The 18,372-nt window shown below is 70.3% G+C and carries 18 protein-coding genes; 8 read left to right on the forward strand and 10 right to left on the reverse strand.

Translation table 11 applies throughout. The features are described from left to right. Positions 1 to 166: 166 nt before the first annotated feature. Positions 167 to 898: a GntR family transcriptional regulator gene (locus EDD90_RS48885; protein ID WP_123982438.1), complete on the forward strand. Its 732-nt coding sequence runs from the start codon at positions 167 to 169 to the stop codon at positions 896 to 898. Here the strand turns inward: EDD90_RS48885 and EDD90_RS48890 are convergent. Genes EDD90_RS48890 through EDD90_RS48915 form a run of 6 tightly spaced genes read right to left on the reverse strand, consistent with a single transcriptional unit; the run spans position 888 to position 7,056 of the window. After that, positions 888 to 1,211 carry an L-rhamnose mutarotase gene (locus EDD90_RS48890; RefSeq protein ID WP_123979450.1) on the reverse strand — a complete coding sequence of 108 codons (324 nt, stop codon included), beginning with the start codon at positions 1,209 to 1,211 and terminating at the stop codon, positions 888 to 890. The genes EDD90_RS48885 and EDD90_RS48890 overlap by 11 nt on opposite strands. Then, positions 1,208 to 2,731, reverse strand: a complete 1,524-nt coding sequence (locus tag EDD90_RS48895; protein WP_123979451.1) for a sugar ABC transporter ATP-binding protein — start codon at positions 2,729 to 2,731, stop codon at positions 1,208 to 1,210. Before EDD90_RS48895 ends, EDD90_RS48890 begins: the two co-directional genes overlap by 4 nt. Further along, positions 2,728 to 3,756, reverse strand: coding sequence for an ABC transporter permease (locus EDD90_RS48900; RefSeq protein WP_123979452.1), 1,029 nt, complete (start codon positions 3,754 to 3,756; stop codon positions 2,728 to 2,730). The genes EDD90_RS48895 and EDD90_RS48900 overlap by 4 nt, the downstream gene beginning before the upstream one ends. Continuing rightward, on the reverse strand, positions 3,753 to 4,820 hold the full coding sequence (locus EDD90_RS48905) for an ABC transporter permease (RefSeq protein ID WP_123979453.1): 1,068 nt from the start codon (positions 4,818 to 4,820) through the stop codon (positions 3,753 to 3,755). The genes EDD90_RS48900 and EDD90_RS48905 overlap by 4 nt, the downstream gene beginning before the upstream one ends. After that, positions 4,817 to 5,905 carry a mandelate racemase/muconate lactonizing enzyme family protein gene (locus EDD90_RS48910; RefSeq protein WP_123979454.1) on the reverse strand — a complete coding sequence of 363 codons (1,089 nt, stop codon included), beginning with the start codon at positions 5,903 to 5,905 and terminating at the stop codon, positions 4,817 to 4,819. The genes EDD90_RS48905 and EDD90_RS48910 overlap by 4 nt, the downstream gene beginning before the upstream one ends. Before the next feature lie 59 nt (positions 5,906 to 5,964). Next, positions 5,965 to 7,056: a substrate-binding domain-containing protein gene (locus EDD90_RS48915; RefSeq protein WP_185149491.1), complete on the reverse strand. Its 1,092-nt coding sequence runs from the start codon at positions 7,054 to 7,056 to the stop codon at positions 5,965 to 5,967. Between the two features lie 356 nt (positions 7,057 to 7,412). Here EDD90_RS48915 and EDD90_RS48920 point away from each other — a divergent pair, with 356 nt between their 5' ends. Then, positions 7,413 to 7,967, forward strand: a complete 555-nt coding sequence (locus EDD90_RS48920) for a hypothetical protein (RefSeq protein WP_123979455.1) — start codon at positions 7,413 to 7,415, stop codon at positions 7,965 to 7,967. 98 nt (positions 7,968 to 8,065) lie between these two features. Here the strand turns inward: EDD90_RS48920 and EDD90_RS58030 are convergent, their stop codons facing one another. Continuing rightward, positions 8,066 to 8,305 carry a LuxR C-terminal-related transcriptional regulator gene (locus EDD90_RS58030; RefSeq protein WP_260328568.1) on the reverse strand — a complete coding sequence of 80 codons (240 nt, stop codon included), beginning with the start codon at positions 8,303 to 8,305 and terminating at the stop codon, positions 8,066 to 8,068. Between the two features lie 891 nt (positions 8,306 to 9,196). Here EDD90_RS58030 and EDD90_RS48930 point away from each other — a divergent pair. The 3 genes from EDD90_RS48930 (at position 9,197) to EDD90_RS48940 (ending at position 12,434) form a co-directional block, all read left to right on the forward strand. After that, positions 9,197 to 10,300, forward strand: a complete 1,104-nt coding sequence (locus tag EDD90_RS48930) for a GNAT family N-acetyltransferase (RefSeq protein ID WP_123979457.1) — start codon at positions 9,197 to 9,199, stop codon at positions 10,298 to 10,300. 207 nt (positions 10,301 to 10,507) lie between these two features. Next, the gene (locus EDD90_RS48935; RefSeq protein WP_123979458.1) at positions 10,508 to 11,335 is read left to right on the forward strand and encodes a PP2C family protein-serine/threonine phosphatase; all 828 of its coding nucleotides are present in this window, start codon (positions 10,508 to 10,510) and stop codon (positions 11,333 to 11,335) included. Between the two features lie 94 nt (positions 11,336 to 11,429). Further along, positions 11,430 to 12,434, forward strand: a complete 1,005-nt coding sequence (locus EDD90_RS48940) for an MASE1 domain-containing protein (protein ID WP_398928793.1) — start codon at positions 11,430 to 11,432, stop codon at positions 12,432 to 12,434. 54 nt (positions 12,435 to 12,488) lie between these two features. Here the strand turns inward: EDD90_RS48940 and EDD90_RS48945 are convergent, their stop codons facing one another. After that, positions 12,489 to 12,980: a peptidylprolyl isomerase gene (locus tag EDD90_RS48945; protein WP_123979460.1), complete on the reverse strand. Its 492-nt coding sequence runs from the start codon at positions 12,978 to 12,980 to the stop codon at positions 12,489 to 12,491. A gap of 80 nt (positions 12,981 to 13,060) precedes the next feature. Then, on the reverse strand, positions 13,061 to 13,606 hold the full coding sequence (locus tag EDD90_RS48950; RefSeq protein ID WP_123979461.1) for an alpha/beta hydrolase: 546 nt from the start codon (positions 13,604 to 13,606) through the stop codon (positions 13,061 to 13,063). Positions 13,607 to 13,730: 124 nt separating this feature from the next. Here EDD90_RS48950 and EDD90_RS48955 point away from each other — a divergent pair, with 124 nt between their 5' ends. Beyond that, positions 13,731 to 14,174 carry an Lrp/AsnC family transcriptional regulator gene (locus EDD90_RS48955; protein ID WP_123979462.1) on the forward strand — a complete coding sequence of 148 codons (444 nt, stop codon included), beginning with the start codon at positions 13,731 to 13,733 and terminating at the stop codon, positions 14,172 to 14,174. A 15-nt stretch (positions 14,175 to 14,189) separates the two neighbouring features. On the opposite strand, the gene EDD90_RS48960 is transcribed toward EDD90_RS48955, so the two are convergent. Continuing rightward, positions 14,190 to 15,104 (reverse strand): SGNH/GDSL hydrolase family protein, encoded by a 915-nt coding sequence (locus tag EDD90_RS48960; protein WP_123979463.1) that lies wholly within the window; start codon positions 15,102 to 15,104, stop codon positions 14,190 to 14,192. A 284-nt stretch (positions 15,105 to 15,388) separates the two neighbouring features. On the opposite strand from EDD90_RS48960, the gene EDD90_RS48965 reads away from it, so the two are divergent. Together EDD90_RS48965 and EDD90_RS48970 are read left to right on the forward strand one after the other, a co-directional pair. Then, complete coding sequence (locus tag EDD90_RS48965; RefSeq protein WP_123979464.1) at positions 15,389 to 16,090, forward strand: SDR family oxidoreductase; 702 nt, start codon at positions 15,389 to 15,391, stop codon at positions 16,088 to 16,090. A 146-nt stretch (positions 16,091 to 16,236) separates the two neighbouring features. Further along, positions 16,237 to 18,369: a discoidin domain-containing protein gene (locus tag EDD90_RS48970; protein WP_123979465.1), complete on the forward strand. Its 2,133-nt coding sequence runs from the start codon at positions 16,237 to 16,239 to the stop codon at positions 18,367 to 18,369. Positions 18,370 to 18,372 lie beyond the last annotated feature (3 nt).

Here is an 18,372-nt window from a genome sequence, read left to right on the forward strand (position 1 = left end):
ACTTGCCCCGGCGGGACACGGCCGGGGCATCCCGTGGGGCACGTGGTGTCCGCGCCGGAGCACCACGTACCCCACCGCACCGCCTCATCAGGACTTCCGGGCCTCCCGCCGCGCCCACCTGGGTAAACTGTGGGCGACACGCAGGCCTTTGGAAGGAGGCGCCGGGATGCCGCCGCACGGCTCTTCCGCGGCCGGGGTCCCCGGCGAGGGCGACGGGCACGGCGAGGCGCCTCCCGTCCGGCAGGCGCTGTCGGACAGCGTGTACGAGAGCATCAAGGCGATGGTCATGGACCACGAGATCGCCCCCAACGCCCGTGTCGGCATCGACGCGCTCTCCCGCACCCTCAAGGTCTCGCCCACCCCCGTCCGGGAGGCGCTGGCCCGGCTGGAGTCCGACGGCCTGGTGGTCAAGCGCGCCCTCTCCGGATACCGGGCCACGGAGCTGCTGACCCCTCAGGGCCTCGCGGAACTCTTCGAGATGCGGCTGCTGCTGGAACCCAGGGCCGCCGCCCTGGCCGCCGCGAACGCCACCGAGGAACAGCTCGACGGTCTCGAACGCATCCTGGAGGAGATGCAGGTCCAGCCCAGCCCGAACGGCCGGTACGCGTCGTACCGTGACTTCGCCGCGCTCGACCAGCGCTTCCACGAGGCGATCGGACAGGCCGCGCACCGGCCGCTGCTCGCGGACGCGGTGGAACGCCTCCACGCCCACCTGCACATCTTCCGGCTCAGCAACGTCGTCGGCGCCGGCGGCCCGACCGTTGCCGAGCACGAGCGGATCGTACGGGCCGTGCTGCGACGCAACCCCGAGCGGGCTGCCGAGGCGATGACGGAGCACCTCACCCGCAGCATGCGCCGCCAGCACGAGGACCGGGGCGACGCGTCGGCTACTCCATGAGGAACACCTGCTCCGCCGTGGCCCACCACTCGCCGGGAGCCGCCTGCGGAACAGGCGTCTGACAGGGCACGGTGAGCCGCCACCACTCCCGGGTCGCCTCGTCGGCGGCCATCAGCGCCAGGTCCGCCTCCAGATCGTCGCCGTGGTACTCGAAGTAGGCGAACAGCCGGTTGCCAAGGAGATGGATCGAATAATTGGCGATGTGGCAGCGCCGGAGCCGGTCCAGGACCGGCTCCGGGACAGCGCGGTGCAACTCCCGGTACTCGTCGAGCTTTTCCGGCCGCACGGCGACGACCTGGGCCACCCGCCTCATGAGCGCACCGCGTCGCGGTCGTGGATCAGGCGGATGATCCGGCCGCTCATCCGGTCGTAGTCCCGGTCGTTGTCGACCTCGCCACGGACGCGGTGGTCCGTCATGACCACGATCCGGTCGGCGAGGGTGACCATCTCCGCGAGGTCGCTGCTGATCAGCAGGATGGGCAGGCCGTCGTGGGCCAGTTCCCAGATCAGTTCGTGGAAGGCCCGCTTGGTGCGGACGTCCACACCCACCGTCGGCTCGTCGATGACGAGCAACCGGGTGTCGGCTGCGAGCCACTTGGCGAGACTGACCTTCTGCTGGTTGCCGCCGGAGAGTTCACCGGCGTTCTGTGCGAGTCCCGCGATCCGGATGCCGAGCCGCTCGACCAGGCCCTGGGCCGTCTCGCGCTCCTTGCGCGCCGGGACGAACCCGAACGCCCTGGCCAGCCTCCGCCACACCGTCACCGTGATGTTGCGGACGATCGGCTGTTCCAGGAAGACACCCTCCTCCTTGCGGTTCTCGGTCACGTACCCGATGCCGAACTCGTGCAGGGCCTGGCGCGGAGAGCTGATCCGGGCCGTCCGCCCGTGCACCCGGACCTCGCCGGCCGTGATGCGGCCGAGGCCGAGCACCGCCTTGACCAGCTCGCTTCGGCCCGCACCGACCAGCCCGTACAGGCCGACGATCTCCCCGGGCCGCACCGCCAGACTGATGTCGCGGTGCCCGCCGGCCGTGGCGACCCCGTCCAGCTCCAGCGCGGGCGCGGCGGACCGGTCGACCGGGCGCGGGTGCAGCTCGGTCGCCGCGTGCGCGCGGCCCACCATCAGGCTCACGATGTCGTCGTGCGAGTGGTCGGCCAGCGGCGAGGACTCCAGCACCGACTTCCCGTCCCGCAGCACGGTGACCGTGTCGCAGACGGCGAAGACCTCCTCCAGCTTGTGACTGACGAAGACGACGCAGGCACCGCGCTCGGCCAGCCGCCGGATCACCTCGAACAGGCGCTCCGTCTCCTCGGGGGAGAGGGAGGCAGTGGGTTCGTCCAGGAGCAGCACCCGGCTCTCCGTGTACAGGGCCTTGGCGATCTCCACCAACTGCTGCTGTGCGACGGACAGTTCACGCACCGGGCGGTCCGGGGCGAGGTCGACGCCCAGCTCCGTGAGGCATCCGGCGGCCGGTTCGGTCATGGCCGCGTAGTCGACCAGCCCGCGCCGGGAAGGAGGCTTCTGCAGCGTGATGTTCTCGGCCACCGAGAAGCCGGGGATCAGGTTGCGTTCCTGGTGGACGACGCCGATTCCGGTACGGGTCGCCTCCAACGGCGAGCGCAGCTGCACCGGTTCGCCCTCCCAGGCGAGGGTGCCGCCATCGGGGGCGTGCACCCCGGTGAGGACCTTGATGAGGGTGGACTTGCCGGCGCCGTTCTCACCGAGGAGGGCGTGCACGCTGCCGGCGGTCAGCCGCAGGCCCACGCCGTCCAGGGCGCGCACGCCCGGGAAGACCTTGACCAGGTCCCGGCATTCGAGGAGGACGGAGTTCATCGGGCACCTTCCGGCTGCGGGGACGCCTCGCTCGACGCGCTCTTCGCGAGGCGGGTCTGGTGCAGGTGGCCACCTGCGACCGTGCCGAGGACGACCAGGCCGATCAGCAGGTTCACCCAGCTCGGGTCGAGCGAGAACTGGGCGCGGGCCGCGTCGATGAGCCGGGTCACGAAGGCCGCCAGCACGGTTCCGAACACGGCGATGGATCCGCCGGTCAGCGCGACCCCGCCGATGATCGGCGCGGCGAAGCTCGGCAGCAGCCAGTCGCCGCCGACGCTGTGGTTCACGCCGGGCAGCGAGGCGGTCGCCGTCACGGCGGCCACCCCGACCAGGAGCCCGGACAGCGTGTGCGCCAGCACGATCTGGCGGTCGGTGGAGATGCCCGACAGCCGGGCCGCCAGCGGGTTCCCGCCGGCGGCGAGCAGCCGCCGCCCCGCGACCGTGCGGTACATGAACGCGCCCAGCAGACCCGCCGCGACGATCGCCGTGACGAACACGAGGGGGGTGTCCAGCGGCGCTGCCGTGCCGAGGTCGCGCAGGGTGGGGGAGTAGCCGTCGACGGTCCGGGTACCGACGAGCCGGTACTGGGCGCCCAGGAGGATCGTCATCGTGGCGAGGGTGACGATGAAGCCGTTGATCTGCGTGGCCACGATGACGATCCCGGTCACCAGGCCGACGGCCGTGGCGGTCAGCAGCCCCACGAGCACGGCGATTACGGCCGGCACCCCGTGATCGGCCATCAGGACACCCGTCAGACAGGCGGTGAAGCCGCCCAGCGCGCCGACGGCGAGATTGAGCTGGCCCACGCACAGCGCAACCATCTGGGCCAGGCCGATGAGGATCGGCGTGGCCAGGTACTGCAGGAAGACCCGCACCGAGGGGCCCTCGAGGAAGGAGCCCGAGGACGCCACCTCCAGCGCCACGGATCCGGCCACGACCACCAGCAGCAGCATGGCCGCCGTCGTACGGGAGAACCGGCGCAGCACCTCGGCGGCCCGGCCCTGCTGATCGAGCAATGTGCTCATGTGGAGCGCACCACCTTGCGATAGGACACCACGGTGCGGATCCGGTCGGCCGACAGCGCCAGCAACAGGATGCAGCCGAGGTAGATGTTCAGGCTTTCCAGGCCGACCCCGAGCAGGTCCAGCCCCTTGCGGATCACGCCGACCAGCGCGGTGCCGAGCAGGGTGCCAAGGACGGACACCACCCCGCCGGTGAGCAGGGTGCCGCCGAGCACCGCGCCCAGGAAGGACGGCAGCATGAAGTCGTCGCCGATGGAGGCACGGAACGTGCCCGTACCGGCGGCGGCCATGAACCCGGCGAGCGCCGCGAGCAGTCCGGAGAGGGTGTGAGCCAGCAGGACCCGGCGTCCGGTGGGGATTCCGGAGAGCTCGGCGGCGGCCGGGATCGCCCCGGTGAGCAGCAGCTCCCTGCCGATACGCGTACAGCCGTAGAGGAAACCGAGACCGAGCATGGCGAACACGGTGAACTGGGCGAGCTGCGGGACGGCCGGCGAACCGCAGAGCGGGCCCACGCAGATGTCGGCGAGGGAGTAGGAGCGCAGTGCGTCGATGCCGGCCGGGCGGGTGGTGAAGGCGGCGTCCTCGGTGAGGCCCGAGTACATCAACGACACCAGGCCCAGCAGAGCGAAGTCCATCGCCAGGGTGACGACGAAGGAGCTCACGCCGGTCCGGGCGATCAGCCAGCCGGTGACCGCGCCGATCGCCGCACCGGCGGCCAGGCACAGCAACAGCCCGGCCTGCATGGGCAGATGAAGCCTGTCGTAGCCGATGCCCGCGAACATCGCCCCGAAGGCCGCCATCCGCCCGACCGCGAGATTCATGTGCCCCACGGACAGGGCGACCATCTGGGCCAGCGCCACCACGGTCAGGGTGGCGACGTCCCGCAGGAGCGGGAAGAGCACCAGCCGCTGGTCGAGGAACGCCGGCCGCAGCACGCCGAACAGCATGCTCAGGGCGATGACCAGGACCAGCAGGCCGAGCCGCTGGTTGACCCAGAACGGCATCCGGTGACCGGCCGTCCTCTCCTGTGCCGGAACGGTCTCCGGTGGGCTCACGGAGGTCGTCATGCCACCCTCCGGTCGTCGAGGGCGTCCAGGTCCCAGTCGATGCCGATGCCCGGCACGTCCGGGGCCACGGCCATGCCGTCGCGGATGGTCAGCTCGGTCCGGGTCACGGCCCGCAACTGCGGGATGTACTCGACGTACCGGCCGTTGGGCACCGCCGCGGAGAGGCTGACGTGCAGCTCCATCAGGAAGTGCGGGCAGACCATCACGTTGTGGCTCTCCGCCAGGTGTGCGACCTTCAGCCACGGGGTGATGCCGCCGATCCGGGCCGCATCGACCTGGACGACGGACGCGGCACCGGTCTCCAGGTAGCTGCGGAACTGCATCAGCGAGTACATGGACTCGCCGACGGCCACGGGTATCCGGGTGGCGCGGGCGAGCCGGGCGTGCCCGCTGATGTCGTCCGCGGGGAGCGGCTCCTCCAGCCAGTAGGGGTCGTACGGCTCCAGCGCGGCCGCGAGCCGGAGCACCGAGGACGCCGTCTGCGACTGGTTGGCGTCGGTCATGATGTGCAGCGAGGGCCCCACCGCCTCGCGTACCGCGCGCAGCCGTTCCGCGTCCTCGGCGGGATGCGGCTTGCCCACCTTGATCTTGACGCCCGCCCAGCCCGCCTCCTGGGCCCGCAGGGCGCCCTTCACCAGCTCCTCGGTGCCCAGATGGAGCCAGCCGCCCTCCGTGTCGTAGACCGGCACCTCCTGGCGATGCCCGCCGGCCAGCCGCCACAGCGGCTCGCCCGCCCGCTTGCAGCGCACGTCCCACAGGGCGGTGTCCACGGCGGCGAGGGCGAGGGAGGTGATGGCGCCGGTGGTGGTGGCCCGGGTCAGGGCGAACAGCCGCTGCCACAGGGCCTCGACCGTGCGGGCGTCCTGCCCGACGAGGGCGGGCAGCAGATGGTCACGCAGCAGCGCCAGTACGGCGGTGCCGCCGGTGCCGATCGTATAGGCGTAGCCGGTGCCCGCCAGGCCGTCCGCCGTCTCCAGGTCGACCAGGACCGTCTCCTGTTTGACGAAGGACTGCACCGCGTCGGTACGGTCCGTCTCGACGGCGATGTCGGCCAGCCTGGCGGTCGCGGTCGTGATGATGGTCATCGATGTCCGTTCTCTGTCGAGACTCTCTGTCGGGGCGCTGCCGGTGCTCCGTCGGGCGGTCAGCCGCACGAGAGGTACTTGTCGGCGAACTCCGTCTTCAGCTCCGCGGTCTTCGCCTGCCGGGCCTTGTCGTAGCCGTCGACGTTCGCCTTGGTGACGACGAACGAACCGGAGTCCACCTTCACGCCGGGATCGCGTACCGTGCACTGCTTCGTCTGGAGCAGCGCCAGCGCCCAGGTGCCGATCTCGGCCTGCCCGACCGGGTTCTGAACGACGGTGGCGGTGACCGTGCCCTGCTTGATGCCGCTGAGGATCTTGGCGTCGTCGTCGATGGCGATCACCTTCGCCTTCGAGCCGGACGACTTGACGGCGTCGTCGGCGGCGACGGCCGGGTTGTAGGCGGTGGCGACGATGCCGGTGATCTGGCCACCCTTGGCCGCCATCAGGTCGGACACGGCCTTTTGCGCGGTCTGCAGGTCCGTGTCGATGTCGGTGACGGTCTGCAGCAATTTCACCTCGCCGTCGGACTCCTTGACGGCGCGGGCGACGCCCTTGATCCGCAACTGGGTGTTGGCGTCCACGTTGTTGCCGGTCAGATGGACCAGGGTGCCCTTGCCGCCCATGGCGTCGATGGCCGCCTTCGCGGCTTTGTAGGCGGCGAGTTCGACATCCGTGGAGAGGCAGAAGTCGGCCTCGTCCGTGCTGCCGGCCGGACAGGAGCCCAGGGACGCCACGGGGAAGCCCTGGGACTTGAGGTCCGCGAAGGTCGTGTTGATGTCGGTGGGGGAGACACCGAAGATCCCGAAGGCGTTGTAGCCGCGTGCCGCGAGCGTGGACAGCAGGTTGTTCTGCTTCTGCTGGTCCCACTCGGCCGTCTCGTCGAAGGTGACGTCCCCGAGGCCGTAGGTCTTCTTCGCGACGGCGCCCGCCGTCTTCCAGGGCTGGAAGTACGGATGGGCGCCGCCGGGCACGAGGGCGACCTTGGTCTTCGAACCGTCCACCAAGTCGGCCCCGCCGCCCGAGCGTTGGGCCGCAGAGGCCTGACCGGCGGCGGGACCGGGTGCGTTGCGGTACGTACAGGCCGCCGACCCGGCGGCGAGCAACGTCACCGCGAGAACCCCGGGCAGGACGGATCTGGTCGGGAAGCGCATGTCCCACCCCTGAAGAATCAGATAGGAAATTGATGCGGCGATCGTGGGTCAGGGGCGCGCGTCCGTCAAGACTTGCGACAGAGATAGGTGTGATCAGGAGTGACATGGACGCTGGCAGCGCTTGCCGTCGGATTGGAGTGACCGGAGGGCCGCTAATCCTATAGGAAATCGGAGAGGTACCGGCTGCCTGACGCTCGCGAGTGATGCTCGGCCCTGGACCGACCAAGCAGGTCGACATGTTCGCAAATCATGCGACTGGGATAAACGGCCAGGAATTCCGCCATCGGCCCGCCGTCCGTGAAGTCGCCGGTGAGTGTTGGTATTTGACTCTGTCGGCCCAAAGAACGGGACAAGACATGGCCGGGATCATTCGCCTTGTAGCCGTCGGATCCGCGCTCGCCACCGGCGCGGTCATCACCGACATGTGCAACCACTCGGCGGTCATCAACGGCCAGCTGCAGTCGACGGAGGCATCGATCGGCGGCGGCTTCGCGGCCGTGTCACCCATCACCCAGAACTGCGGCTCGACGACCGACTCCCAGAAGTCCTTCACCGCCAGTGGAACGGTGACCCGGGTCATCCAACTGGAGGACGGCTCCAGCGTCTCCGGCGGCACGAAACTCGGCAGTGACATCTTCGAGATCGGCCTGGAGTTCAACACCCAGGAAATCAACATCAAGCGGGACGGCACCGCCACCGGTTTCTCGTTCACCCGGACCGACACCGCCCTCGCCGACCACATCGACGGGCGGCTGTGGCTGCGCAATCTCAAGTGCGGTACTCCGCAGGCCTGCGCGCTGCGCAACAGCGACAACAGTGTCCGCATCGAACCCGGATTCCAGGAGGGTGGGGACGGCGTGACCGATGCCGAGGTCCCGCTCTCGGAAGTTGAGGGCCTCACGGTCTCGTAGCCAAGGGACAGCCGCCTGGAAAAGCGCTCCGGCGAACGGCCTCCGTGTCGGAACGGAGGCCTTTCGCGGCGTTTCCTGAAGCAAATCGATTGCCCGGATCACATCGCGGCCGCCGCGTCGTCCGCGCCCCGCAGACTCGCGCCGTGCCGGCGCGGCACCGCCTCCGTACTGTTCCGGACGCCCAGGTTGGCGTAGATGTTGCTGAGGTAGTTGCGGACGGTCTGCTCGCTGAGGCCGAGGTGCGGGCCGATCTCCTGGACCCCCCACGCCCGTCGACAGCAACTCCATGATCTGCTGCTCGCGCCGGGACAGCGGGGCCGGTGGTGTGTCCCGCGCACCGGCCTGGGGGGAAGGTCATGCGCCGCGCTCCCTCCCGGAGGGCCGAGCAGGCGACGAACGAGAGATGGGTGTGCCCGTTCATCGCGTTCATGACCGCCACGGAGAGCATGCAGGGGGAGTGGTCGCCCTCGACGAGATAGCCGCCCCCGAGCCGGAAGACCGCCATGACCGCCGCGATGTCCCGGCGGGGACTGATGGCGATCACCGGAGCGGGCATGTCCCCCATCGGGTCGAGCAGTTCGGGGAACGAGTCCGACGGGTCCTCGCAGCGCGGCACCACCACGTCCGCGGCCTCCAGCAGGCCTCCGCGCAGGCCACGGCGGCGGTCAGTCTTCGGGGCAGCGGCATGGCGCGGGAGGCGTCCCACCCGGCGGGCCGGACGGCTCACCGGTCTGCCGTGCCTCGGCCGTGGAAGATCGCACGTCGTCGTGTCCTTCCGTCTCGGCATGACGTCCTCGAATGTCCATGCATACGCGGTGCGGACCGCCCTCGCTCAACGCGACCGGCCGATCACTCCTTCTTCCGGCCGTCAGGGCACCGGGCAACGGCCGAGGCCACGGCGACCTGACCGAAAAGGACCTGGAAAGTCCGAGTCACCACACCCCCATCTCGCCCTGACAGTGGCACCCTTGACAGCGTGCGTACTGTTTCGCGACGTTTGAGCGACACCTCCGGCCCGGCGACCCGGTCGCCGGCCGCGGAACGACGGTGCGCAACGGGGAACAGGAGCTGTTGACAGCAGCGGGAGAACGCGGAAGACGCGTTATGGGGGGAGCGGTCGCCCATGCGATCCAGAGGCCAGTGCAGAGGTCCGTCCGGGAGTCGGTCCGAGAGCCGGTTCGGGAATCATGAACCACACACCTCGTCAGCCGAGGGGCGGTTGATCTGAGGTGGACATAACGATCCACAGACCCGGCGAGCTGACCCAGTCGCTCTGCCGGACCTGGCACCGTGCGATGGACGAGTCCCCGGAGTACGCCAACCCCTTTCTGGCCCCGGAGTTCACGATCGGCGTCGGCAAGCAGCGCGCCGGCGTCCGGGTGGCGGTCCTGCGGGAAGACGGCGAACCCGTCGGCTTCTTCCCGTACGAGCGCAACCCCCTCGGTGTCGGCCGGGCCATAGGCCTCGGCCTCTCCGACTGCCAGGCGCTGGTGCACCGGCCCGGAGTCACCTGGAACGCCCAGGAGTTGCTGAGCGCCTGCGGGGTGTCCATCTTCGAGTTCGACCATCTGGTCGCGGAGCAGAGACCTTTCGCCCCGCATGTCACCGGCACCTTCGCCTCACCGGTGATCGACGTGAAACCCGGCGACGGCGGCTACCCGGAGTGGCTGCGCGCCACCTACCCGGGCCTGGCGAAGACCACGCTGAAGAAGGAAAGGCGGCTCGGCCGCGACATCGGCGACCTCCGCTTCGAGTTCGACGAGCGCGACCCTGCGGCACTGCGGACCCTCATGCGCTGGAAGTCAGCCCAGTACCGGCGGACCGGACGCATGGACCGCTTCGCCCGCCCCTGGATAGTCGACCTCGTCGACCACCTCTTCCACGTCCGCGAGGAGCACTTCACCGGCGTGCTGTCCGTGCTCTACGCCGGCGACCGTCCGGTGGCCGCCCACTTCGGTCCGCGCTCCAGCTCCGTGCTCGCCGCCTGGTTCACCGCCTACGACCCCGAACTGCACTACTACTCACCCGGGTTGATGATGCATCTGCGCACCGCCGAGGCCGCGGCGCGCGGCGGTGTGACCCTCGTCGACCTGGGGCGGGGCGACAAGGAGTACAAGGACTGGCTCAAGACCCGCGAACTGCGGGTGGGTGAGGGCTTCGTCACCCGCGCCCACCCGGTGGCCGCCGCGGCCCGGCTGTGGCGCCGCCCGGTGCGCGGGCTGCGCAACACCGTCCTCGCGCATCCCCGGCTGCGCGACCCGGCGGACCGGCTGCTCAAGACCGTCGGCACCCTGCGCGCGTCCCGCCGCGCCGACGGCATCCACAAGGGGTGAACCCACCGTCCTGACCATGAGCCCGCCCGGGCCGCCGGACCGGTCCGTGGTCAGGACGGCGACGGACGGCCCTGCACGTCCGTCGCCCCGGTGGCGTCCGCGCCCCTCCGTTCGCCGCCCACCGAGTCCTATTCGCACTATGATCCTGTAAAGGTAAAAATCCACGGTTTTGCCCTGGTAGGGCAGCCGCCGCGGCCGGAGTGCCCCATGCCCCGCAAGCGCTCGACGGACGACGACGAGCTGCTGGTCAGACTCAGGTCGCTCACCGCCCAGGCGCGCGAGCGGGCCGAGTACCAGCGCTCGCAGGTCGAGCTGGCCGTCGCCCTCCAGCGCGGCATGCTGCCCCGGGACCTGCCCGACACCCCACGCGTCCATCTGGCCGTCCGGTACGCCCCGGCCTGCTACGGGCTCAACGTGGGCGGCGACTGGTACGACGCGTTCACCCTGCCCGACGGCCGCATCGGCCTGGCCATCGGCGACGTCCAGGGCCACAACATCGAGGCCGCCGCCTTCATGGGCCAGGTCAGGGCGGCCAAGCGGGCGCTCGCCTCGGTGACCAGCGAGCCCGGCGAACTGCTCGCCCGGACGAACGACCTGCTGGTGTCCCTGGGCAGCGGCCTCTTCGCCACCTGCACCTTCATGCGGCTCGACCCGGAAACCGGAATCCTGGAGAGCGCCCGGGCCGGCCACGTCCCGTTCGTCTGGGCCACCGCCGACGGAAAGTCGGGCATCGGCGAGGACGAGGGCGGACCGCCGCTCGGTATCGAACCGGGCGTCGAGTATCCGGTCACCCGCTTCCGGCTCGCCACCGGCGGCATGTTCGTACTGCTCACGGACGGGGTGGTGGAGGGGCCGTCGATAAGCATCGACGAGGGGCTCGACCAGGTGGTACGCCTCGCCGGTGTGGCCGCCGTGGCCGGTCTGGAGGCGCAGGCGCTGGCCGCCGCCGTGATCAAGGGCGCGGAACGGGTGGGGCACGAGGACGACGCGGCCGTCCTGGTCGTGGGCCACGACGGCCTCGACTCCACGCCGTAGGAGAACCGGCAGCCCGCCCGGCACCGGCCCGCCGGGTCGGCCATGGGTGTCCCTCGCCTGGCCGACCCGGCCGCCTCGGTGTCTGATGGCTGCTGTGGTGGGTATCCAGGAACTGCGCCGACCGGCTGTCCTCGCCCTCCGGACGCTGGCCGTGGCCACCTGCTACTACGCGGGAGGGCAGCTGGGCCTGCTGCGCCGGCTCACCGTCGAGGGCGCCGTCGTCACCCCCCTCTATCCGCCGACCGGCGTGGCCGTGGCCTGTCTGCTGGTCTTCGGCCTGGGCTGTGGGCCGGGCATCGTGCTCGGCGCCTTCTTCGTCATCGTGTCGATCACCGAGCCCGCGCCCGACACCGTGGGCATTCTCGCGGGCAACACCGCCGGGCCTGTCTGCGCGTACCTGATGCTGCGCCGGGTCGGCTTCCGCAGCGACCTGGGCCGACTGCGGGACGGCATCGCACTGGTGTTCCTCGGGGCGCTCGCCGCCATGCTGGTCAGCTCGACCATCGCCGTGGTCACGCTGATGCTCGCCGGCAAGTTCGACCCGGGCAGCTTCTGGCCGATCTGGTTCGCCTGGTGGGCCGGCGACGCGATGGGCGTCCTGATCGTCACCCCGTTCCTGCTGGTGCTGCTCGGCGCTCGCTGGCCCCCGCCCATGGCCCGCTGGAAGGAGGTCCTGGCCCTCGCCGTCGTCGCCGCGGTCCTGGTCCCGGCGGCCACGCACAGCACCATGAGCGCGCTGTTCCTCGTCTACCCACTGCTGGTCTGGGCCGCGCTGCGGTTCCGGCTCGCGGGGAGCACGCCGTGCGCCCTGTTCACGTCGGTCATGGCCACGATCGCCGCGACGGACCATGTCGGCGCGTTCGCCAGGCTGTCCCAGGTCGAGGTGATGCTGAAGCTGCAGCTGTTCAACGGCGCGATGGCCCTGACCACGCTGCTGCTCTCGGCCGTGATCACCGAACAGCGCAACACCAGGCTCTCCGTCGAGGAGGCCTGCCAGGAACTGGCCGAGGCCCTGGAGCACCTCACCGCCCATGACACACCGGGGGCACGTGCCCCGGCGGAGACGGAGAGGCTGCGGCCCGGACGCGACGAACGGTGACCGGGCAGCCGCCCGGTCACCGTTCGTCGCGTATACAGGTACCGGCCCCCGTCGTCAGACGGTGCCGCTCGCCGTGATCTTGACCGCGGCCTTGGGGGAACCGCTGCGGGTGCCGTAGCCCTCGATCTTGTCGACGAGGTCGGAGCCCTCGACGACCTCGCCGAAGACCACGTGCTTGCCGTCCAGCCACGGGGTCAGCACGGTGGTGACGAAGAACTGCGAGCCGTTGGTGTGCGGGCCCGCGTTGGCCATGCTCAGCAGGTACTTGCGGTCGTGCTTGAGCTGGAAGTTCTCGTCCTTGAACTTCTCGCCGTAGATGCTCTTGCCACCGGTGCCGTCACCGCGCGTGAAGTCACCGCCCTGGAGCATGAACTCGGGGATGATCCGGTGGAACGACGAACCGGCGTAGCCGAAGCCGTGCTGCCCGGTGGCGAGCTCGCGGAAGTTGCGGGCCGTGTCGGGCACCACGTCGTCGAACAGGTGGAACACGATCCGGCCGGCCGGCTCGTTGTTGATCGAGATGTCGAAGTAAACGTTGTCGCTCATGCAGGTCAACCTATCGCGAACCGCCCCCCGGTCCCTCCCGCGGGGCCGAACGGCCCGGGGTGTCGGGTCCCGGGGACGGCTCAGCCGCTCACCAGCGCACGCAGCAACTCCCGGCCGACCGGCCAGTCACCGAGCCCGCTCGCGGAGTTGAGGTGCCCGTGCGCGCCGACGGAGTGCCGGGGCGCCTGCCAGGCCGCGGCCAGTGCGGCGGAGGCCGAGGGCCCGCCGTACGGGTCGTCGTCGCTCGCCACCACCACGGCGGAGCACGGCAGCGGGCGGGCGGACAGCCCCAGGAACGTCGGCGCGGCCGCACGCGGGAACGCCGGGCCCCGCGGATCCGGCGGCGCGGACAGGAACGCCGACACCCCCTCGGGTCGCGCCCGCGCCAGCCACTCGGCCGCCGCCCAGCAGCCGAGACTGTGTGCCACCAGGACCACCCGGCCGCCCCGCGCCGCCGCGCGGACGTAGGCGGCCTGCACCGCGGCGACCCAGTCCGGCAGCTCGGGCCGGCTCCACGACCCCGGTGCGATCCGCACGGCCGCGTGCCCCCACGCCGCCTCCCACCGGCTCTGCCAGTGCTCGCCGTCCGAACCGTCGATCCCGGGGATGATGATGTACGCGACCACCGCCGACCGCCCTTTCCTTCGTGGCCCCGGACTTCAGGGGCCCCCTCCTGGGGGCGATTCTGGATGAACCAGCGGCGACGGCGGGGTCGTGCAGGTGATCCATAAGAAAGTGGGGACGACGACGATGGAATCACTCGACGAGATCGACCGCGCGATCCTGGACCTGCTCCAGACAGACGGGCGGCTCACCGGGGCCGAGGTCGGGCGGCGGGTCGGGCTCTCCCAGCCGGCGGCGGGCGCCCGGATCCAGCGGCTGGAGAAGAGCGGTGTCATCACCGGCTACCGGGCCGTCGTCGCCCCCGCCGCGCTCGGGCTGAACATCCACGCCGTCGTCCGGCTGCGCACCACGCACGCGCACCTGCCGAAGGCGCTCGCCCTGGCCGCCGGCATCCCGGAGGTCGTCTCGACGCTCCGGGTCACCGGCGAGGACTGCCTGTTCCTCGACGTGCACTGCACGCACGCCGAACGCCTCGAAGAGGTCGTGGACTCCCTCGCCCGCTACGGTCCGGTCACCACGTCCCTCGTCCTACGCGCCTACCCACCCAAGCCGCTGCCCACGGCGCCCTAGGGGAGTCCTGTCCCCCTAGTACCTCCTGCCCAGCCGCTCCAGCACGGCCTGGGCCATGGCCGCCTCGCCCTTGGCGTTGGGGTGGACGGGGGCCGCCGGTGAGGTCGGCTGGAGGGGCTCGATCCAGCGGTCGGCGGGGGCCTTGCACGCGTCGTGGCCGACGGTCGGGCCGTAGGTGTCCACGTACCGGGCGCCGTTCCAGGCGGCGACCAGCCGCAGCATGAGGTTCAGCCGCTTGCCGGTGTCCCGGAGGTAGGGGAAGTCCTTGGCGGCGAAAGGCATGGTCGGGTAGCAGCCGCTGCCGTCGTCGGGCAGCAGGTCGGGGTAGCCGACGACCAGGATCCGGGCGTGCGGGGCCCGGACGCGGACGGCCCGCAGCACCTTGTCGACCTTCGGCGCGGTCTGCGCGATGTTCAGCGTGAGCTGGTCGGTGCCGGACGCGTTGTAGTACTGCTGGCAGGGGTTGCCGGTCAGGTCCTTGGAGCTGAGGGCCGCGCAGGTGCCGATGACGGAGCTGAACCCCACGTCGTTGCCGCCGATCTGGACCGTCACCAGGTCGGTGTCCCGCTGCACGGCGTCGAGCTGCGGGCCGTTGGTGCCCTGCGCCTTCCACATCTCCGCGGTCGTCGCACCGGAACAGCTCACGTCCTTGAACGCGCTCACCTGCCGGGCCGCCGCCACCAGCGAGGGGTAGTTGTGGTCGGAGCGGGCACAGTTCGCGTCGACCTGCGTCGGGATGAGGGGCCCCGAGGTGTAGGAGTCGCCGAGCGCGACATAGCTCGTGCCGCGGTCGTGGCCGGGGCCGCCGCCGTGTGCCGCGGCCGGTGTCGTGGACGCGGCCACCAGGGCGCAGCCCCCCAGCGCCGCCGCCACGGTGGCCCTACGCCGGTGCCGTCTCGCCGAATCGTCCGACGGGGTGCCGTACGCCATGGAAATCCCCCCTGCAACGAGGACGCGCACGGAACCGGTCCCGACGGGCGGCCCGTACGCGTGTGTCGGGCTCTGTATACCGCCCGGTAGGAGTCCGTAGCCAGAGGTCGGACGCAATGAACTTGATCGAGTAACTGCCCCTGCCGGCGCGGCGGTTCGGGCCGGCGGAGGACCGGGGGGCGCTCTCCGCGATTGAAGCTGGAAACCGATCGGTTTACGATGGGGGCCGTGCGTCGGAAACCGATCGGTTTCCAGTCTTCGTCCACGTCTGGAGTGTGAGTGTCATGACCGCGATCAAGGGCTCTGTCGTCCTCGTCACCGGCGGCAGCCGAGGCGTCGGAAAGGCGCTGGTGGAAGGCTTGTATGCACGCGGCGCGGGCAAGGTCTACGCCACCGCCCGCGACCCGCGGACCGTCGCCCACCCCGATGCCGTGCCGCTGGCCCTGGAGGTGACCGACCCCGCCTCCGTGGCCGCCGTCGCCGAGCAGGCGCAGGACGTCACCGTGCTGATCAACAACGCCGGGGTCGCCACCGGAACCCGCTTCCTGACCTCCTCGCTGGACGAGATCCGCCACGAGTTCGAGATCAACTTCTACGGCCCGTTGCTGGTCGCCCGTGCCTTCGTCCCGGTCATCGAGCGCAACGGCGGCGGCCACATCCTGAACGTCCACTCGGTCCTGTCCTGGTTCGCCGAGGGCGGCGCCTACAGCGCCTCCAAGTCGGCGCTCTGGTCGCAGACCAACAGCCTGCGCCTGGCGCTCCAGTCGCGCGGCATCGGCGTCACCGGACTGCACATGGGCTATGTGGACACCGACATGACGGCCGGTGTGGACGGCCCCAAGGCGAAGGCCGAGGACATCGCGGCGGCCGCCCTGGACGGCATCGAGTCGGACGCGTACGAGGTGCTCGCCGACGACATCACCCGCTGGGCCAAGGGTGCCCTGTCCGGCGACCTCGCCGCCATGTATCAGCAGCTCGCCGGGTGACGGGATCCCGGAACCTGGTGGGCAGTTGGAAATTTCCAGTGACCCAGGGCTTGTCCCCGGGTTGCCTCATCACTTAAATCAAATCCTGAACTAAGCAGTGGGGTGCGCCGGTTGCGCGTACCCCGTGCCAACCTCAGGAGCCGCTGATGAGACTGAGATCCCTGGGCGTAGCGCTCGCCGCCATGGCGGCGCTGCTCGCCCTGCCCACCGCGCACGCGCCGGCGGCGCAGGCCGCCGACGCCCCGTTGTCGCAGGGGAAGACGGCCACCGCCTCTTCCGAGGAGAACGCCGGGACCGCCGCGGGGAACGCGGTCGACGGCAACACCGGGACCCGCTGGTCGTCGTCCTTCTCCGACGACCAGTGGCTCCAGGTCGACCTCGGCGCCACCGCCACGGTCAGCCAGGTCGTCCTCAACTGGGAGACCGCGTACGGAAAGGACTACAAGGTCCAGATCTCCGCCGACGGCAGCAGCTGGACCGACCTCAAGTCGGTGACCGGCGGGGACGGCGGCACCGACACGCTCGACGTGTCGGGACAGGGCCGCTACGTCCGGATGCTGGGCGTGCACCGCGCCACCCAATGGGGCTACTCGCTCTGGGAGTTCCAGGTGTACGGCACCACCACCGGTACGCCCCCGGTCCAGGGCGGCGGCGACCTCGGCCCGAACGTGATCGTCGTCGACCCGTCCACGCCGAACCTCCAGGCGAAGTTCGACTCCGTCTTCGCCCAGCAGGAGTCGGCCCAGTTCGGCACGGGCCGCTACCAGTTCCTGCTCAAGCCGGGTACCTACAACGGCATCAACGCCCAGATCGGCTTCTACACCTCGATCTCCGGGCTGGGCCTCAACCCCGACGACACCCAGATCAACGGTGATGTCACGGTCGACGCGGGCTGGTTCAACGGCAACGCCACCCAGAACTTCTGGCGCTCGGCCGAGAACTTCGCCATCACGCCGTCCAACGGCACCGACCGGTGGGCCGTGGCTCAGGCGGCCCCCTTCCGCCGTATCCATGTCAAGGGCGGCCTCAACCTCGCCCCGAACGGCTACGGCTGGGCCTCCGGCGGGTACATCGCCGACTCGAAGATCGACGGCACCGTCGGCCCGTACTCCCAGCAGCAGTGGTACACCCGCGACAGCTCGGTCGGCGGCTGGACCAACGGCGTCTGGAACATGACCTTCTCCGGAGTCGAGGGCGCCCCCGCCACCAACTTCGACAGCGGCCCGTACACCACGCTGGACAACACCCCCGTCTCGCGTGAGAAGCCGTTCCTCTACCTGGACGGCGGCGCCTACAAGGTCTTCGTCCCGGCGAAGCGCACCAACGCCCGGGGCGTCTCCTGGCCGGCCAACGCGGGCACCTCCATCCCGCTGGACCAGTTCTACGTCGTCAAGCCCGGCGCCACCGCCGCCACCATCAACCAGGCCCTCGCCCAGGGCCTCAACCTCCTCTTCACCCCGGGCATCTACCACCTCGACCAGACCATCAACGTCACCCGCGCCAACACCGTCGTCCTCGGGCTCGGACTCGCCACCCTGGTCCCGGACAACGGCGTCGACGCCATGCACGTCGCCGACGTCGACGGCGTGAAGCTCGCCGGGTTCCTCATCGACGCGGGCACGGTCAACTCCGACACCCTGCTCCGGATCGGCGACCCCGGCTCCACCGCCGACCACTCCGCCAACCCCACCACCATGCAGGACGTGTTCGTCCGCATCGGCGGCGCCGGCCCCGGCCTCGCCACCAACTCGGTCGTGGTCAACAGCAACAACGTGATCATCGACCACACCTGGCTCTGGCGCGCCGACCACGGCAGCGGAGTCGGCTGGGACACCAACCGCGCCGACTACGGCCTGCGCGTCAACGGCAACGACGTCCTCGCCACCGGCCTGTTCGTCGAGCACTTCAACAAGTACGACGTCTACTGGAACGGCGAACGCGGCCGCACGATCTTCTTCCAGAACGAGAAGGCGTACGACGCCCCGAACGCCGCCGCCATCACCCACGACGGCGTCGTCGGATACGCGGCCTACAAGGTCGCCGACACCGTGACCACCCACGAGGCCTGGGGCCTGGGCAGCTACTGCAACTACACGGCCGATCCGACGATCGTGCAGTCCAACGGCTTCCAGGTGCCGACCGGCTCGGGCATCAAGATGCACGACCTGCTGGTGATCTCCCTCGGCGGCATGGGCCAGTACGCCCATGTCGTCAACACCACCGGATCGCCGACCTCGGGCACCAGCACGACCCCCTCGAAGGTGACGCAGTTCCCGTAGCCG

It is taken from the genome of Streptomyces sp. Ag109_O5-1, assembly GCF_003814875.1.
Classification (GTDB): domain Bacteria; phylum Actinomycetota; class Actinomycetes; order Streptomycetales; family Streptomycetaceae; genus Streptomyces; species Streptomyces sasae.

Coding starts and splice junctions, on each gene's coding strand:
- EDD90_RS48885 (WP_123982438.1), top strand. CDS start 167: ATGCCGCCGCACGGCTCTTCCGCGGCCGGGGTCCCCGGCGAGGGCGAC.
- EDD90_RS48890 (WP_123979450.1), bottom strand. CDS start 1,211: ATGAGGCGGGTGGCCCAGGTCGTCGCCGTGCGGCCGGAAAAGCTCGAC.
- EDD90_RS48895 (WP_123979451.1), bottom strand. CDS start 2,731: ATGAACTCCGTCCTCCTCGAATGCCGGGACCTGGTCAAGGTCTTCCCG.
- EDD90_RS48900 (WP_123979452.1), bottom strand. CDS start 3,756: ATGAGCACATTGCTCGATCAGCAGGGCCGGGCCGCCGAGGTGCTGCGC.
- EDD90_RS48905 (WP_123979453.1), bottom strand. CDS start 4,820: ATGACGACCTCCGTGAGCCCACCGGAGACCGTTCCGGCACAGGAGAGG.
- EDD90_RS48910 (WP_123979454.1), bottom strand. CDS start 5,905: ATGACCATCATCACGACCGCGACCGCCAGGCTGGCCGACATCGCCGTC.
- EDD90_RS48915 (WP_185149491.1), bottom strand. CDS start 7,056: ATGCGCTTCCCGACCAGATCCGTCCTGCCCGGGGTTCTCGCGGTGACG.
- EDD90_RS48920 (WP_123979455.1), top strand. CDS start 7,413: ATGGCCGGGATCATTCGCCTTGTAGCCGTCGGATCCGCGCTCGCCACC.
- EDD90_RS48935 (WP_123979458.1), top strand. CDS start 10,508: ATGCCCCGCAAGCGCTCGACGGACGACGACGAGCTGCTGGTCAGACTC.
- EDD90_RS48945 (WP_123979460.1), bottom strand. CDS start 12,980: ATGAGCGACAACGTTTACTTCGACATCTCGATCAACAACGAGCCGGCC.
- EDD90_RS48955 (WP_123979462.1), top strand. CDS start 13,731: ATGGAATCACTCGACGAGATCGACCGCGCGATCCTGGACCTGCTCCAG.
- EDD90_RS48960 (WP_123979463.1), bottom strand. CDS start 15,104: ATGGCGTACGGCACCCCGTCGGACGATTCGGCGAGACGGCACCGGCGT.
- EDD90_RS48965 (WP_123979464.1), top strand. CDS start 15,389: ATGACCGCGATCAAGGGCTCTGTCGTCCTCGTCACCGGCGGCAGCCGA.
- EDD90_RS48970 (WP_123979465.1), top strand. CDS start 16,237: ATGAGACTGAGATCCCTGGGCGTAGCGCTCGCCGCCATGGCGGCGCTG.